This is a genomic window from Marinifilum fragile (assembly GCF_963677365.1).
In the GTDB taxonomy this organism is placed as follows: Bacteria; Bacteroidota; Bacteroidia; order Bacteroidales; family Marinifilaceae; genus Marinifilum; species Marinifilum fragile.
Genome location: NZ_OY781962.1, coordinates 2,314,392 through 2,331,187, shown reverse-complemented (window position 1 = coordinate 2,331,187; position 16,796 = coordinate 2,314,392). Strand labels below are relative to the sequence as shown.

The following is a 16,796-nucleotide window of genomic DNA, read 5'->3' as shown; positions in this document are numbered from 1 at the left end:
TATGCTAATACAGTATCTATCCTTAAGCTAATGTACAATCCATTGTTAGGCTGATAGAGTGTGAAGTATTGTAATACCCCGCAATACAGTATTCCATTGTCTGCAGATATTCGTAACTTGAGGATATATGATGCAGATCAAATCCCCATTCGAGATAACCAAATTATTGCTTTCTACAGATCCGATAGAAAGAGAGAGAGGTTACAATGCCTTTCTGGGGAGAACGCATTGGGTAAAAGGGAATACAACCGCAAACTTGTGCAAGTTGGCAAGCATTCAATTTCAATTGAATCCTGATCACATTAAAGTTTTGCCTCCAAAAATAATGAACCCAAAAGTGTTATGGGCGAGCCAGGTTCGCTTAGAACAAGAAAAACTGCAAATGGTAGATGCGGCTCATGATTACATTTTGGAACAAGGAAAGGAGTTTCCGCCTATTATTGTTTGGGATTTGTATCAGGAAAAAAGAATACGTTACATTGTTCACGATGGGCATCATCGTTCGTGGTATTTCAATAATAAAAATCAGAATGTGGAGGCCGTAATTCTGCAACCAATGGAGAATTATAGATCTGTTGAGAAATGTCTTATTCATGCTTTTAATATTCGCAGACTGGCCATTAACCTGCCAATATTCTAATTGAACTCAGGTAAAAAAGCTGGAATCATCCAGCTCTTTAATTTTGTCTTATGTCATCTAAATTAATCCGGGTTATTTTTTTATCCAGTGTGTGATGTAACTCTACTAATTTGTCACAAGGATATTCATTACATTCAGCACAGGTGTCAAGCAGTTTTTGCCTGGCACATTCTCTTACGGCACACTCGGCACAATGGCGAAATTTTTTGCCCCAAGGTTCATGACATCCTTTACAAGTGATTTCGCAGGCTTCGTATTTATGATCTTCATCAGACCACAATTTAGCAATTCGAATCCTCACCTTCTCCTGCTGCCTTTGGGTAGCAACATATGCCGGACATGTTGAGCAATTAACTCCACAATAAGCAATTCGATCTTCGTCTTGAATTCTGTTCATTGGTCGTTTGGTTTTATTTAATGATACGAAAGCATGCCGTTATGATTGCTGTAATGCATCATGGAATGTTTAAATATAACCAAGAAAATCAGAGTTTTCAAGATGTTTTATAATACAAAAAAATCCTCGAGAAAAGAGCTTCGAGGATCATTTTTGGCACGAATTTTTTTATTCTTTTTCTGGCTTGACCTTGCAAGTGTTAATTCCCAATAATGTATATGGCGGACAATTACCAATTACACTTGTAAGAAACATTACACAGGCAAAAATGAATACAATTAAGCCAATGGTTCCGGTAATGATATCTGTAAAATAAAGAATTGCAAGAGTTATTGATACAATTACTCGTAAGATGCGATCTAAAGTTCCCATATTTTTTTTCATGGCAGTTTATTTTTCGATGTAAGTTTTAAATTTTGCCAGCCCTTTTTCAAAATCAGGACCAATGGCTTTATCCAAATCCATAAAAACCATCATAACTGTGCTAGGGAAAGTGTTTTCCCCTTTGAATCCCCAAGTTATTTCGGTTCCTTCGGCAATAGGTTTAATTTCAAAAAAGCCAGTACTTGTAGATTTCCATGGCTTTAAAAATCTCAGTTCGGTTTCGATGTAAGAATTTGGTTCAATCTTCGTAACTTCTTGTTCGCCTTCACCTACATCTTCATTTCCTATCCAATGGGTGAAAGAACCAATGGAACCATCAGTTCCATTATAGGTTATTTTCATCTCAGGATCTTTTTCGGCCCAAGGAGACCAAATTTGTTGCTCTTTTAGCGAGCATAGACTTTTGAAAACTGTGTCAACCTCTTTTGAAACAATAATTTTTCTATCTACCTGATATGTTTTTGGAGCGATAAGATGGAGAATCCCGATAATAAGAGCAAGAGCTCCAATAATGTAAAGTAAGATTTTCATAGGGGGTATTTTAATGATTAAGTTTAAATATAGGCAGAAAGAAATAATTAGAAAAATAAAAAATGAGATTAAGGTTCAAATTATCAATGTGTTATATTTTATGTTGTAATATTTTTGAAAAAAAAAATCTTTTTGAGGGTTACCTTTTTGGAAAAAGCAGAATATATAGGTGTATATCAAATTTACAATGCATTTGACAATGTAAAACTATCGTTTTGTGTAAATGTATTGTAACTAACCATTTAATCACTAACTAAATTAAATTTTATTTTTATGAAGAATTTTTTAAATTCTATGAAAGCCATGCTTTTACTAGCACTAATGGGTGCTGTAGTAACATCCTGTGACAATTCTCTAGAGGATGAAATGTTGAACGAAACTCCTGAAGTAACTTCAATGGTAAAATCAGAATTATCTGACATTAAAGGTGGAAAGAGTACCTACGTTGTTCAGTTTAATGAAGATGTTGTGTTGAAGAGTGAATTAAAAGGATTAAAAGGCTACGAAAAGAAAGCGATTCGTATGAAGTCTCATGTAGCTAAATTCCTTAAAGGTAATGGAATCTCAGAAGAAAATGTTGAACATACTTACAGTACTGCAATTCAGGGTTTCTCAGTAAAGCTAAATGAAAATCAGGTAGCAAAATTGTTGCTTGATCCAAAAGTGAAGCGTGTTGAGAAGGATATTCAGATTTCATTAGGAAAACCAGGCGGAGGATCTACTCAGCCAGCACAAGAAACCCCATGGGGAATTACTCGCATTGGTGGTGCTGGTGATGGTACCGGAAAAACTGCTTGGATTATTGATTCCGGTATTGACTTGGATCACCCAGATTTGAATGTTGATGTTGCAAGAAGTAAGACTTTCATTACTCAAGGTAAAACTACTCCAGACGATGAGCATGGACATGGAACTCATGTAGCAGGAACGATTGCTGCTTTGAATAATACTATTGGTGTAATTGGAGTTGCTCCTAATGCTAAAGTTGTTTCTTGTCGAGTTTTAGACAGAAGAGGAAATGGTAATATGTCTTGGTCGATGGCTGCATTGGATTATATTGCTGCTGAAGGTCAGCCTGGTGATGCTGTTAATATGAGTTTAGGACCAAAAACTCGTTATACTTACGATGCTTACGATGAGACCGTAAAGTCTGTTGCTGATTTGGGAATTTTGATTTCAATTGCTGCAGGAAACTCTTCTGATGATGCATTGTATTATTCTCCAGCTAGAGCTAATCATCCAAATGTATATACTGTATCAGCTTCTGATATCAATGATAATTTCGCTTCATTCTCAAATTATGGAACACCGGTTGATGTTTGTGCTCCAGGTGTAAATATTAAGTCATGCTATTTGAATGGAGGATATACAACTATGAGTGGAACTTCAATGGCTGCGCCTCACGTTTGTGGTTTATTGTTATTAGGTCCTATCCATACCGATGGATATGTGAACAATGATCCTGATGGAGATGCAGATCCTATCGCCCACAGATAGATTTTTTTCATAAATTTTAAGAGGCTGTCATTTGGACAGCCTCTTTTTTTTGTAGGGGGACTACAGTCATTATACCGATTATTAATTAGTTTAAGCCATTTGTTCGTATTACTCCAAATGCCTCACTAATTATATATCGGCATTTCAATTTAATATTTCACAGTATTGCTTAGGATTACTATGAAATTTAAATGGTTTACAAGAATATAATTCCTGCTTTTTTACAAGTATCTCTCAGCTCATCTGGCCAGATACTTGATTGAACTTCTCCGATATGAGCTTTACGAAGTAAAAACATGCACAATCTTGATTGACCAATTCCTCCTCCTACTGAGTAAGGCAATTCTCCAGACAATAATTTCTTGTGGAACATTAACTCTTTTCGTTTTTCTTCTCCTTTAATTTCAAGCTGTTCCAGTAATGCTTTTTCATCTACTCGAATTCCCATTGATGATATCTCAAAAGCTTGTTCAAGAACAGGATTCCAAAGAATAATATCACCGTTTAAACCTTTGTATCCGTTAACCGATGGAGTAGTCCAATCATCATAGTCAGGAGCACGGCCATCATGCGGTTCTCCGTTTTTCAATTCACCTCCGATACCAATAATAAAGATTGCTCCAAACTCCTTTACAGCTTCAGTTTCTCTTTCTTTTGGACTTAAATCAGGATACTTTTCCAATAATTCTTCCGAGTGAATAAAAGTGATTTCTTCAGGCAATTGAGGACTTAAAGCTGGGTAATATTCACTTAAAATGTATTCAGTTCTCTTAATGGATGCATAAACCTGTTTTACGGTTCTAATTAGAAGCTCAATGCTTCGTTCTTCCTTGCTAATTGATTTTTCCCAATCCCACTGATCTACATAAATGGAGTGAAGGTTGGTAAAGTCTTCATCAGGACGAAGAGCATTCATATCGGTATAAAGACCTTTACCAGCTGGAATTTGAAGTTCGCCAAGCATGTATCTTTTCCATTTTGCCAATGAGTGAACTACTTCTGCAGTTTGTTCTGCCAGGCCTTTAATTGGAAAAGCTACAGGTCGCTCAATGCCATTTAAATCATCGTTCAAACCTGTACCTTTCAATACAATCATAGGCGCAGTTACTCTGCGAAGTTTTAGTTCAGAAGAGAGCTGAAGTTGAAACTGATCCTTGATAAATTTGATTGCTTTTTCAGTAGCATCAGGGCATAAGATGCTTTTGTAAGCCTTAGGAATAATTAAGTTTTTCATGATTTTAAAATTTTTAGTTAATAGAAATAAGTTGATAAAAAAAGCCTTTCTCATTTGGTGAGAAAGGCTTGTAATATGGTATAACAATGCTACTTCCTCACCCTGGGGGAGAATTATTATTGTTATTATTATTGTTGAAAAATTGTATCATTTGTTGCAAATAAAAAAGCCTTCCCAAATTGGGAAGGCTCATGTAAATATTCGTTCGATAACAACTATAGCCTTCCCGTTTTCGATGAATTATTCATCAAATTATTGAAAAGGTTATTATTGTTGTTAAATTGTCTCATTTATTTGTTCTTCTTGCCTACAAATGTAGGATTAATATTTAAACTGCCAAAAGTCATTTTTACAGATTTTGTTCTTCTGTTCATCAAATTGGCCAGATTGATTGAAGAATATTGTTAGTATTGTGTTGAATATCAGATGTTGTATGCTTGATGGTGATTCTTGGTCAATAAAATTGAAAATAATCAGATATTTGTTTAGTTATTAAATCAATTTACGTACATTTACTACGTAATAATTTTAAATTTTTTAAGTAATGCCTACAGGTACAGTAAAATTCTTTAATGAAACTAAAGGTTTTGGTTTTATTAAAAACAGTGAAACACAAGAAGACATTTTCGTTCATGTTACAGGTTTGATCGACAAAATCGACCAAGGAGATAACGTAACTTACGATGTTGTTGAAGGAAAAAAAGGATTAAATGCAGTTAATGTAAAAATTGACTAATTTATATTAAGATATTTTTCCTAGTTAAAGCTCAATTCAATTGAGCTTTTTTTGGCTCTATGAGTAAGCAATAGGGGAAGTCTTAACGAAAACATTATTTTTGTAGAATGATTAAAAATACCGAGGCATTAGAAAGTTTAAATAAGATGTGCTCCGAAACCTTAATGGAGCATTTAGGAATTATATATACAGAAGTAGGTGAAGATTATTTGGTGGCAGAAATGGAGGTGACATCGAACCATTGGCAACCTATGAAAATACTTCATGGAGGAGCCACTTTGGCACTGGCAGAGTCAGTTGGGAGCGCACTTTCTGTAATTCATACTGATTTAGCAGCTTATGATGTGAAAGGTATGGAGATTAATGCCAATCATATCAGAAGCTTGAGAAAAGGAAAGATTACCGCCAAGGCCAAGTTTGTTCATAGAGGCAAAATGACTCATATCGTTGAGGTGAATGTGCTAAATGAACAAGAGAAACTTGTATCAATTTGCAGAATTACCAATGTGATCATCAAAAAATAGAGAATGAGCCAATTGGAGGACAAAGAAAAATCAATACAATATTTTCTAGAGCAATGCATACAAAAACGACTTTCGTTTTATGCTTATTCCTTGCCAGGAGATCAAGAAATTAAGATCGGTACTCAAACCAGTCCATCTAAGTTTTCCAATTTACTGGATCTGAAAGGGAAGGATGGGTTTTTATTTGCACCTTTTGATGTGGAGGGAGAACAAGATGCCTACTTTATAGATCCAGAATTTGAGTTCAGCTCAAATTCAACACAATTTGTAGATTTTTCAGGCTTACCTAATCAGCTTGATGAGGATTCGGACGTTTATGAAAGTTCGATGGAGGATTACTTTGAGCAAATCAATCAAATGCTTGCTGATTTAAAGAATAAAAAGCTTGATAAAGTTATTCTTTCCAGAATACATGTGTTGAATGGTAAGGGACGTAAGAATGCAGCATCCATTTTTCTTCGATTGAACGAAACATATCCCAATGCTTTTGTTTCCATGGTAGACATACCAGGTGAGGGATTGTGGATTGGTGCCAGTCCGGAGAGGTTTTTAAATTCGGATGGAAAAACCATAGAAACAGTGGCTTTAGCAGGAACGCAGAAGTTAGGAGAAAGAGCAGTTCAATCTGTTGAATGGGAGAAAAAAGAGATAGAGGAGCAAGCCTATGTGAGTGAATATATCGAAGAACTGTTTTCTACCTATCAGATTGAGGATTATCAAAAGCAAGGTCCTTTTACAGCACAAGCAGGTAATGTTGTTCATCTAAAAACTACCTATAAAGCAAACACGGCATTAAGTTTCGATCAGGTCTCTAGTTTTGCTCAGTCATTACATCCTACACCTGCGGTTTGTGGTTTGCCTAAAAAAAAGGGGATGGAATTAATCCGAAAAGTAGAGAAGCACAGAAGAGAGTTTTATGCTGGGTTTCTAGGACCAATTCATGCTGATGGCAGTTTGGCTTTGTTTGTGAATCTGAGAAGTATGAAGGTGCTGCAAGAGAGTATGGCACTATTTGTTGGTGGAGGAATAACAGCTGAGTCTGATCCTGAAAAAGAATGGATGGAAACCTGTTTTAAAGCGCAAACTTTGCTTAAAGTGATTAAATAAGCGAATTTGTTTTAAATTTGAGTTGCGAAAGGTAGAAGGGGAAAGTGCAAAGTGTCAAGTACAAAGTGTCAAGTACAAAGTGTCAAGTACAAAGCATTTTACCTATAAGGTCAATAAAAAGCGAATGAATTCAGAAAGTACCACAACAATAAAAGAAAATACAAAATACATGGAGCGCAATTATTCAGATATCAAAGGTGTGAAAGAACTGATTGATATTTGTTGGGCCAAGGGAATGGAATATGTAATTGTTTCGCCGGGTTCCAGGAATGCTCCACTTAGCATATCTTTTGCAAAAGATCAGCGAATTAAAAGTTTGGTGATTGTGGATGAACGCAGTGCCGCTTATTTTGCTTTGGGGATTGCACAGCAAACCAGAAAACCTGTTGGTTTGGTTTGTACATCGGGAACGGCGCTGTTGAATTACGGACCTGCTGTTGCCGAGGCTTTCTATCAGCGATTGCCATTGGTGGTAATTTCTGCAGATCGTCCTACCGAATGGATTGGTCAGGATGACAGCCAGGCAATTCCTCAACCTGATGTTTTCAGAGGATTTGTAAAAGCAAGCTATCAATTGCCATTGGATGCCAACAATCCTGATGATTGCTGGTATCTGAACAGAATGGCTAATGAAGCCTTAACGAAAGCGCAAACCGGACGCATTGGACCGGTTCATATCAATTTCCCTCTGCGAGAGCCTTTGTATGGGGTAAAACAATATCCCGATACCGATGAAAGGGTAATTCGCAAAGTGTGTTCGATAGATGAATTGAGCAAGGAAAGTTTGGAAGATTTGGCTCAGGCCTTCAATTCGAACAAAAAGATTTTGATATTGGCAGGATTGCTTCATCAACAGCCAGAACTGAATGAGGAGTTGAAACAATTGGCCCAAAAGCCAAATGTAGCGGTAATGACCGAATCGGTTGCCAATCTGCATGGAGACGAATTTTTGCCTTGTATCGACAGGGTAATCTGCTCGGTAAAAGAGGAAGAGAAAAAGGAGTTTCAACCTGATTTGTTGATCAATTTTGGAGGGCCATTGGTGTCGAAAATGATCAAATCTTTCTTGCGTGATTATCGTCCAAAGGAGCATTGGTTTGTGGGGAAAGAGGATCATTTTATTGATACTTTCAAGAATTTGACTTCCCACATTGATGTGTCTCCACTGGCATTTTTCCGCCAGTTGTTGCCAGCATTGAATCATACACAAAGCGGATACGCTAATCTCTGGAAAGAGAGGGATGCAATAGTAGGCAAAATTCATGATGCTTATCTGGATAAGCTGCAATGGAGCGATATGAAAGCTTTCGAGAAAATCTTACAGGCCATTCCTGAAGGGGGAAATCTACAACTGGCAAACTCGTCGGTGGTGCGATATGCGCAATTGTTCAAAACATCCGATCAAATTACATATAACTCAAATCGTGGAACCAGTGGGATAGATGGTTGTACATCAACGGCAGCAGGGGCTGCCATGGTGAATGGCAAGACCACCACTCTGATTACCGGTGATATCAGCTTTTTCTACGATTCAAACGGATTGTGGAACAAATACCTGCAGCCAAATCTGAAAATTATTCTCATCAACAATGGAGGAGGGGGAATTTTTAGATTCATATCTGGCCCATCGGGAGTGGATGAGTTGGAAGAGTATTTTGAGACGGTACAGGAATACCGTGCAGATAAGCTAGCAGAAACCTACGGATTGGATTATTTTTACGCAGAAAATGAAACAGAGGTAGAAAACATTCTGCCTGAATTCTATGCAGCAAACGAAAGAGCTGCCGTTCTGGAGATAAAAACGCCAAGAACGATAAACGATCAAGTGCTAATAAATTATTTTAAAACTATAAAAGAGAAGGTATGACAACTAGAAACTGGACTACCATTAAGGAATACGAAGATATTAAATTCGAATTTTTCGAAGGAATCGCGAAAATCACCATTAATCGTCCTGAGGTGTACAATGCATTCCGTCCGCAAACCAACTTCGATATGTTGGATGCTATGGATATCTGCCGCGAGCGCAGCGATATTGGTGTAATTGTGTTGACCGGAACTGGCGATAAGGCTTTCTGTTCAGGTGGTGATCAGAATGTAAAAGGTGTTGGTGGATACATCGATGAGCACGGTGTGCCTCGTTTGAATGTATTGGATTTGCACAAGGCTATCCGTTCTATGCCGAAGCCTGTAATTGCCATGGTTAACGGTTATGCAATTGGTGGCGGACACGTACTTCACGTGGTTTGTGACTTGACCATTGCTTCTGAAAATGCAAAATTCGGTCAGACTGGCCCTAAGGTGGGTAGTTTCGATGCTGGTTTTGGTTCGAACTATTTGGCTCGCCACGTAGGCCAGAAAAAAGCTCGTGAGATCTGGTTCCTTTGCAAGCAGTACACTGCCAAAGAAGCGGAAGACATGGGTATGGTAAACACTGTGGTACCATTGGAAAGATTGGAAGACGAAACTGTTGAGTGGTGTAAAACCATCATGATGCGTAGCCCTATGGCCATTCGTATGATTAAGCGTGGATTGAACGCGGAATTGGACGGACAGCGCGGATTAATGGAATTTGCAGGTGATGCAACCATGATGTATTACCTAATGGAAGAAGCGCAGGAAGGAAAGAATGCATTCCTTGAAAAGCGTGATCCTGAATTCCAGAAGTTCCCTAAATTCCCAGGATAAATGATATATTGTAGGGACACGCCATGGCGTGTCCTTGCTATTTATTAAGACCTTCCTATTTATTGAGGCGCTTCTTATTTATTAAGACGCTTCCTATTTATTAAGGCATGTTCTTATTATTATCATGCGTCTCTTTGTTATTTATTATGGCCTGTCTTGTTTTGTATTTCGGACATGACATGTCATGTCCCTACAACAATACCCAAAATGAATATCAGACCAGCCACCCCAACCGACCTACCAGCCATAAACGAGATTTACAACCAAGCCGTGCGCAAGCGTTTTTGCACTGCCGATTTGGAAGAAGTCTCCATGCAGGAACGTGAAAAATGGTTCGTCTCTCACAATCCTGATACTCATCCAGTATTTGTGGTAGAAGAGAATAATGAAATCATTGGCTGGATGTGTTACTCGCCCTACCGACAGGGAAGAAGAGCCCTGCAAACCGCTGTGGAGGTGAGCTATTACCTGCACAATGATCACCAAGGCAAAGGCATTGGCAGCCAGCTATTGAATTTTGCCATCAAACAAGCTCCTCAATACCATATCAAACACCTATTTGCCATTCTGCTGGAACCCAACACTGCAAGCATTAAACTATTGGAAAAGTTCGGCTTCGAACGCTGGGCATGTTTGCCGAATATTGCGAATATTGATGGGGAGTGGTGTAGTCATGTGTACTACGGACGAGAAGTCAATTAACAATTAGTAATTAAGAATTATCAATTGATTTTGTAAGAAGATTCTATATGAAATGTACAATTAATGAAAGGGGTGAAAAGAGTTTGTATCGAATGACAAAACACCAGATAATGAATTTTATTGGTGCACTCTTGATAAACTCAATATTTTTGAAATTAGTTTCAATAAGATTTGCTGAGGATCATGGTATTATAATGTTCTTTTCCATCTTCTTTACTGCATTGTTTGTTTTTATGGGTTTAGCGATTCCTATCAGAACAATATTATTTTTGGGAAAGACAATAGAATCATTGGAATTGTCAGGTAATGAAATTCATCTATCAACCCCACAAGTTTTATGGGTGAAATCAAAAAGCATTGTGTTGTCCTTAGGTCAGGTTCGTCATACAAAACAAAAATTCCCAATTTATGAGAATAAACAATTGGCAGGGATTGTTTTGCAAGATAGATCTACAAATAAGAGATATCATTTGGTTGAGGTTTTTGTTGATGATTTTGATGAGGTGTTAAGCGAGTTGCAAGGAGCTAATTTTAAATAGAATCATACTTACAGTTTCGGAACCCAATGTGGGTGGAGTAAAGGCCTACCAAAGAGCTGGTTTTAAATTGGAAGGTAGGTTGCGCCAAGCCTGTTATCGCAATGGAGAATTTCACGATAAATTGGTGATGTCGGTTTTGAAAGAGGAGTTAGGCTAAATAAATTTGATGCTCTCACTTTTGGTGAGGGTATCAATGATAATGAACAAACACTCCCCTTTATCCCCTCTCAAGAGGGGAATCTTGGCAAGATCCAAATTCCCTCTTTCAAGGGAGATTAAGGGGGATGTTCTGAACTCAAGAAGTTTGAAGATAAAAAAGAGACAAGACCTCTCAGCCTTGTCTCTACCTAAAAAAATGTCTATGACTTATTCCACCTCGCTACTTACCTCTTCTTCGGCAGTAGCTCGGCTTCTACGAGTCCTGATTTTTTGATTGATTAAATCGATGTAATGTGTGATTTTTGCGTATGTATCAGCATAAGTTTCAGGCTGATTGTCTGCTAAAATTCCCAGGTAAGGAAGCAGCTTCTCATTAATCACTTCCACTACTTCTTTCTTTAGTATGCTTGAAGGAATGATCTGCTTTTTTAATGCTTTTACTTCTTGCCCCTTGCGATACATGTTTTGTAGATTAGTGTAAGCTGTTTTTGTTAACTCGTAACTCTCTTTTACACCAAAAAGATCAGCCATTATGCTCTGATACTCCTCCTGATCCAATTCGGTAAACAAAGACAAAGCATTGGTCATTTGTTCTTCATACCCTAATTTGTACATGAAAGGATTGTTGGCTTCTATTTTAGCCCAAACTTTATTGGCCTTGCTTGCTTTATCAGAATTGTCGAGATGCATATTCGAGTCGACAAACATTTTAAAGCAGATTAATCTGGAATCGAAACTAGAATCTAGTTTTGAAGTCTCAATGGTAAATTCCGATTTGGTTTCAATTCCAATTGAATTGAGAAGGTTTGCTTCTGTCGATTCAAGCTTTGTAACAATTGCAGTTAGGTTGATGTCTGTGCTAAAATCGATTTTTGAAAGTACAGAACGGGTATTACTACTAGCATCGTGAGCCTCGCCTCCTGTACAGCTGCTTAATAATTTTGTATCCATTAAAGATAAATTTAAATTAAAAGATGTCGTTGGGCGATATGAACTTAATAAAATTGATTTTGTTTAAAAAAGAAAAAACTATAAAATATTTAGAAATGTAAACTTTTGTTTTTCAGTGTATGTTATTTAATAAATAATGGTTAAATTGATTGGTTTTTGAATTAACAAAATGGAAATTCACTGAGAAATGAAAAGAAGAGAAAATCAGATTGAAAAAAGGAGTGCGAAACTCAGATTTTAGAAAAATCAAGGAATTTTCTTCTCAGAAAGCCAGATCAAGAAATTTTCGATTGAATTTGTAGTGAGAAATCCAGAGAAACGAAAATTTTCTTGAAAATGGTAGTGCGAAATTCAGATTTTAAAAATTACAAGACAAAATGCTTTCAGAAATCCAGAGAAATCCATTTTGCAATAAAATTTGCTTTGAGAAACTCAGATTTTTCAAAAATGTCTTGTAAATCGCCTCAGAAACTCAGATTTCGAAAAAATCAAGGAAAATTTCGCTCAGAAATCGGGAGAACTACCATTTTCAGGTTTTGAAGCTCTCAGAAATCCAGATTTGGTGAAAAACAAGATTTGATTTTAATTTATACCGATCATTGTGCACTGATCACAAAAAGGATTAGATCCCTCGCTTCCTCGGGATGACTTCCAACACGGAATAAAAACTATTCCTTTGTGTCCTTTGTGAATCCCCTTTGTGCTCTTTGTGCTTAGTTTATTTGTGTTGATTAGCGCAATTTGTGGACACTTTTTTCTTCGTGGTTAGATATCAATTGTGATTTTGTTTTTATTGAGAGCCTCACTTTGGAGTGAGACCCTCAAGGGATTTCCAATTCTTGTTCAGATCAAAAGCTTTGTGGACTTAGTGAAACACCTTCGTGCTCTTTGTGGTTAAATAAATTTGTGCATAAAAAATCCCGGCAACCGAAGTTACCAGGATCCATTATTTCGTCGAATGAGCTATATCTTCTATTTATAGGCCTTCACATTTTCTTTAAGCGAGGTAGAAATCAGATTTTTCAAACGTAAGGTTTGTTGCTCTAATTTTCCCTGCTTTTCAGGATTGTAAAGATGTTTGTACTGACATGGTACCAGCTTGTAATCCAAATCCTCAAGGGTACCGCTTACATTCAATCCCAATCGAACTGGCAAAGGAGTATCGGTTACCGAAATGTGATAATTAAAATGATTATCCAGGTTGTGACGTCCCGATAGCACCGCCTTGTAATTGTCCATTTCAATCAAGAAAGGGTAGAGGTCTATTTCATCCTTGTAAAGCGTCATCTCTACACTTAAGCGATCGATCACATTCTCTGTTTTTTTCTTAAACATTAGTTTGCTGGCAATCATGTCGAAGGTTTCGCTATCCATTAATGTTAGCTCCTCACCCTGAAATGCTGCTGCACCTCTAATGGTTGAATTTTTAAGAGAGTAATCACTTTTTAGGTAGGTTTCTCCTGCCAAGTGAAATTCGCCTTTACCCTTAAAGGATTTAAGCATCGGAATCATGGTATCAACCGTAGGAATCAAATCAATTAACTCAGCGATATCAATATCCAAAAGATGAAAATCGATACCGGTAAACAGATGGTTCCTTCTATCCGAACGATAAATTGCCGTTAGCTGCATATTGGCCGCCTTGCTGGTAAAACCCATCTGATCCAGAACCAAGGTACCATCCTTTACGGTTAGCCCTCCTTTGATATTTTCAATCACATTGTCGCTTACTATGGTCTTGTCAATATTGGTATTCAATCGAATCTCTACGCCTTTGGGTACCATGAAAGGATCGTCTTCCGATTTCACAGCTTCATTATCAGAGGCAGTTTCTTCGCTTCCCATGCCATTGAAAATATCCATCAGCTGGTAAACGTCGGTATTTTTCGAAGTCAGGTTAAATTTCCCTTTCAGCAAAGCTTCTTCGTTCAGATATTTGTTGATATCGGTAAGTTCACCATCAAGGCTAAAGTCGGAATCTCCTAAAATTAAACTCGCCTTCTCAATTTTCATGTGATCCTGATTAAGGGCAAAGGAAATACTCGGAATTTGTCCCTTCAGCTTTTCATTCAAATTGAAAATTGCCTGAGAGAAACGAATGTCCATTTCGGGCTGCCATTTTAGCATCACATTTTCCTGCGATTCGTCGTACTTCAGATTGGTTTTGGCATATAGCGCTTTGGTATCAAAAAGAACAGTATCCTTGCCCGAAACAGCTAGCCTTTCACTATTCATTGTTGAATTGATAAGGGCAATCTCCTGTTTTCCTTTCAAAGTTGGTATGTAGGCAAGTTCCCCTTTGGCATTGCTGGCGTTAACCGATAAGGTATCGCTTTTAGCACGCAGGCTGGCAAATGCAAAGGAACATGAGCTGATTGGTGCCGATAAGCCTTTTGCAGGATTGTTTACCTTCACAGAAAGCTGCAAATCTTCAGTAGCCGCACTCATATCGGGGGACAATTTCACATCCATATTTGCTGCATCAAGTTCAATGTTTGCAAACAAAAGATCCTTGTCGGCCCTGCTGTGTCCCGGCAATTTCAGCTTAATATTGGCAGCGTCCAGATTCAGGTTTATGCTGTCATTATAGATGGTATGAAAATCTTTGGCCTTAAAATCACTGCTTAATTTAATTCGATGATACTTCTCTTTTAGTACATCGTCCTGAGAAAATTGAGCATGGGCATTTCCCTGAAGCGATCCCTGAAGAACTACATTCTGATCTTTTGGAATGAAGGGTTTCAAATCTGCCAAAGTAAAATCTCCTTTGGCATACAAATCATACACCGGGCTTTCCAGTATATCCGAAATGTTTCCTTTTACAGAAACAGAGCTGTTCGCTATACGAGCATAGCTGTTGCTGATACTGATATCGGAAGGCTGCTTTCCATTTAAATCCACATTGGTGATCATGGAGCATTGAAGATCTTTCACTGTAGGATAACCCGTGTATTTCACCTCTCCTTTGCTGTAGTCGATCTTCGCTTTTACCAGTGGCATGCTGGTGTCAGATAGCTGTCCTTTTACCGAACCTGATATCTGAGCAAGACCTTTTGCTTTGATGTCTTTTAAGGGTTCGGCATATGCTTTGGGAACCAGGGTCAACACCTTTTCAACATCCAATTCATTGGTAGCATATTGCAGATCTGCTTCCAGCGATTCATCTTTCAGCATGCTAACCGTACCGCTGCAAGTGATTTCCTGCTCATCCTTAATGGTGAGTTTTGCCTTTTGTAAATCGCAAGAATTTTTCGAAAGGTTCAAATCAAAAGGCAGGCGGGTGTCGATTTTCATCTGCGATAAAAGTTCATCACCAGCCATGGCAAGAGAAATTTCCTTGCACGCAAGTTTGATATCGGAATGGTACAGGTTTTTGTCCTTACCATTCGATTTGATTTTTAGATCGCAGCTTTGTGCATCCACATGAAGAGCCATGGAGTCGGCTGTTTCAAATAGCAAGCTTTTTGCTTGCATGTCCAAATCGACCAACTGTTTATTTTCGGAGTATTTCAATGACAGGCTGGCATCCAAATTCTGAACTTTAGCCTTTCTCTTTGCCAAATCATCGCTAAAGGTGACATTGAAACTCTTCACTTTCACATTGCTGATATCGATATCTCCAAGCGACATAGGTTCGGAATCCGTTTCTTCAGAATCAGCGCTGCCTTTATACACATCCAAATTCATTCGTCCCTTAGCATCAATTCTCACATTCACATTACCTTCAGCCATAAGAAATGGGTTCAGAATGATCTTGTCGTCGAACAGGTAGGACATGACATCTACCGAGGCAAAGCATTTGGAGGAATAGAAGAGGGTATCCTTGGAACTCTCACTCAAACAAAGATTTGTAAGCTCGAGTCCAAAAAACGGATAGGTACTAAAAAAAGTTGGCTCAACTTTTTCGATAGTAGTAGTACACGTCAAATAATTTTTAGCCTGCTTATTAACCAATGGAGTTATTTTTTCTGGTGTAAAAAGATACCACAGCGATATAGCTGTAGCTATTGTCAATACAACAAGCAAAACCAGAAAAGCCAGTCCAACTTTTTTCAATACTCGCATTGTATTATATTTTGCTGAATGATTTTGATTTTCCGTAAGCATCTTCGTACTCCAAAGTAGTTGCCGTTAGATTGGTAATGGTGTATACTTTTGGAACTTTTCCACCATTTTCGATGATGTGAATTTGTTCCAACTGATCTTTGGTAATTGTCCAGGTAAAATTCTGTGCTTCCGCCTCTGTTACATCATCGGCAGTATCCCAGGTGGCTCCTGAATAATCAAGGTCGTATCTTTCATACAGTGTACCACTTTTCCACTTTCCAATAATTAAGCTTTCGTCAAAATTTGGATTAACATCATCGTCATCACTAGAACATGAAGTCATGGATAGTACGGTTGCAGCAATGCTTACAAAAATAAGTGCAAATTTTTTCATCTGTTTAATTTCTTTCTATTTGTCATATGGAAACCGCAAGATTAAAAGAATCATGCTTGTTTCATATGTTTCATTTGTATTTGAGAATTGTTTGATTTTTGATGTCAAAATCAGTGCAAAAATAGTAGTATTTCCCATCAAATTGTTGACAAAAGTCAAAAACTATTGATAAATTGTATGGGGCGTTTATGTTTGGACTGTCAGAAGGCTGTAAATTGGAGATTTAAGAAAGGGAGTTACAGATTTTGCGTAATGGATTTATGATG

The 16,796-nt window shown here is 37.7% G+C and carries 17 protein-coding genes; 10 read left to right on the top strand and 7 right to left on the bottom strand.

The window, feature by feature from the left end; all coding sequences use genetic code 11:
- The first annotated feature begins 127 nt into the window (after positions 1–127).
- Positions 128–640, top strand: a complete 513-nt coding sequence (locus tag ACKPCA_RS09225; protein WP_054717228.1) for a hypothetical protein — start codon at positions 128–130, stop codon at positions 638–640.
- A gap of 37 nt (positions 641–677) precedes the next feature.
- Here the strand turns inward: ACKPCA_RS09225 and ACKPCA_RS09220 are convergent, their stop codons facing one another.
- The 3 genes from ACKPCA_RS09220 to ACKPCA_RS09210 all read right to left on the bottom strand — a co-directional run bounded on the left by ACKPCA_RS09220 (position 678) and on the right by ACKPCA_RS09210 (position 1,952).
- Complete coding sequence (locus ACKPCA_RS09220) at positions 678–1,037, bottom strand: DUF3795 domain-containing protein (protein ID WP_321282556.1); 360 nt, start codon at positions 1,035–1,037, stop codon at positions 678–680.
- 168 nt (positions 1,038–1,205) lie between these two features.
- On the bottom strand, positions 1,206–1,421 hold the full coding sequence (locus ACKPCA_RS09215; RefSeq protein WP_054717234.1) for a YgaP family membrane protein: 216 nt from the start codon (positions 1,419–1,421) through the stop codon (positions 1,206–1,208).
- A gap of 6 nt (positions 1,422–1,427) precedes the next feature.
- Entirely contained in the window at positions 1,428–1,952 is a 525-nt protein-coding gene (locus ACKPCA_RS09210; RefSeq protein ID WP_321282555.1) for an SRPBCC family protein, read from the bottom strand.
- Between the two features lie 273 nt (positions 1,953–2,225).
- Here ACKPCA_RS09210 and ACKPCA_RS09205 point away from each other — a divergent pair, with 273 nt between their 5' ends.
- Positions 2,226–3,449 carry a S8 family serine peptidase gene (locus ACKPCA_RS09205; RefSeq protein ID WP_321282554.1) on the top strand — a complete coding sequence of 408 codons (1,224 nt, stop codon included), beginning with the start codon at positions 2,226–2,228 and terminating at the stop codon, positions 3,447–3,449.
- A gap of 196 nt (positions 3,450–3,645) precedes the next feature.
- Here ACKPCA_RS09205 and asnA read toward each other — a convergent pair whose 3' ends face one another.
- The gene (asnA, locus tag ACKPCA_RS09200; RefSeq protein WP_321282553.1) at positions 3,646–4,683 is read right to left on the bottom strand and encodes an aspartate--ammonia ligase; all 1,038 of its coding nucleotides are present in this window, start codon (positions 4,681–4,683) and stop codon (positions 3,646–3,648) included.
- 544 nt (positions 4,684–5,227) lie between these two features.
- Here asnA and ACKPCA_RS09195 point away from each other — a divergent pair.
- The 8 genes from ACKPCA_RS09195 to ACKPCA_RS09160 all read left to right on the top strand — a co-directional run bounded on the left by ACKPCA_RS09195 (position 5,228) and on the right by ACKPCA_RS09160 (position 11,136).
- Positions 5,228–5,419, top strand: coding sequence for a cold-shock protein (locus tag ACKPCA_RS09195; RefSeq protein ID WP_054717246.1), 192 nt, complete (start codon positions 5,228–5,230; stop codon positions 5,417–5,419).
- A 107-nt stretch (positions 5,420–5,526) separates the two neighbouring features.
- A complete protein-coding gene (locus ACKPCA_RS09190) occupies positions 5,527–5,943 on the top strand; it encodes a PaaI family thioesterase (protein WP_054717249.1) in 417 nt (138 codons plus the stop codon).
- Positions 5,944–5,946: 3 nt separating this feature from the next.
- Positions 5,947–7,050 (top strand): isochorismate synthase, encoded by a 1,104-nt coding sequence (locus tag ACKPCA_RS09185; protein ID WP_321282552.1) that lies wholly within the window; start codon positions 5,947–5,949, stop codon positions 7,048–7,050.
- Between the two features lie 124 nt (positions 7,051–7,174).
- Positions 7,175–8,917, top strand: coding sequence for a 2-succinyl-5-enolpyruvyl-6-hydroxy-3-cyclohexene-1-carboxylic-acid synthase (menD, locus tag ACKPCA_RS09180; RefSeq protein ID WP_321282551.1), 1,743 nt, complete (start codon positions 7,175–7,177; stop codon positions 8,915–8,917).
- Positions 8,914–9,738, top strand: a complete 825-nt coding sequence (gene menB / locus ACKPCA_RS09175; protein WP_054717253.1) for a 1,4-dihydroxy-2-naphthoyl-CoA synthase — start codon at positions 8,914–8,916, stop codon at positions 9,736–9,738. Before menD ends, menB begins: the two co-directional genes overlap by 4 nt.
- A gap of 174 nt (positions 9,739–9,912) precedes the next feature.
- Complete coding sequence (locus ACKPCA_RS09170; RefSeq protein ID WP_321282550.1) at positions 9,913–10,440, top strand: GNAT family N-acetyltransferase; 528 nt, start codon at positions 9,913–9,915, stop codon at positions 10,438–10,440.
- 110 nt (positions 10,441–10,550) lie between these two features.
- Positions 10,551–10,979 carry a hypothetical protein gene (locus tag ACKPCA_RS09165; RefSeq protein WP_321282549.1) on the top strand — a complete coding sequence of 143 codons (429 nt, stop codon included), beginning with the start codon at positions 10,551–10,553 and terminating at the stop codon, positions 10,977–10,979.
- 28 nt (positions 10,980–11,007) lie between these two features.
- Entirely contained in the window at positions 11,008–11,136 is a 129-nt protein-coding gene (locus ACKPCA_RS09160; protein WP_321282548.1) for a GNAT family N-acetyltransferase, read from the top strand.
- 209 nt (positions 11,137–11,345) lie between these two features.
- On the opposite strand, the gene ACKPCA_RS09155 is transcribed toward ACKPCA_RS09160, so the two are convergent.
- The 3 genes from ACKPCA_RS09155 to ACKPCA_RS09145 form a co-directional block, all read right to left on the bottom strand.
- Positions 11,346–12,089 (bottom strand): hypothetical protein, encoded by a 744-nt coding sequence (locus tag ACKPCA_RS09155; protein ID WP_321282547.1) that lies wholly within the window; start codon positions 12,087–12,089, stop codon positions 11,346–11,348.
- Positions 12,090–13,061: 972 nt separating this feature from the next.
- Positions 13,062–16,154: an AsmA-like C-terminal region-containing protein gene (locus tag ACKPCA_RS09150; RefSeq protein WP_321282546.1), complete on the bottom strand. Its 3,093-nt coding sequence runs from the start codon at positions 16,152–16,154 to the stop codon at positions 13,062–13,064.
- A gap of 4 nt (positions 16,155–16,158) precedes the next feature.
- The gene (locus ACKPCA_RS09145) at positions 16,159–16,530 is read right to left on the bottom strand and encodes a hypothetical protein (protein WP_321282545.1); all 372 of its coding nucleotides are present in this window, start codon (positions 16,528–16,530) and stop codon (positions 16,159–16,161) included.
- Positions 16,531–16,796 lie beyond the last annotated feature (266 nt).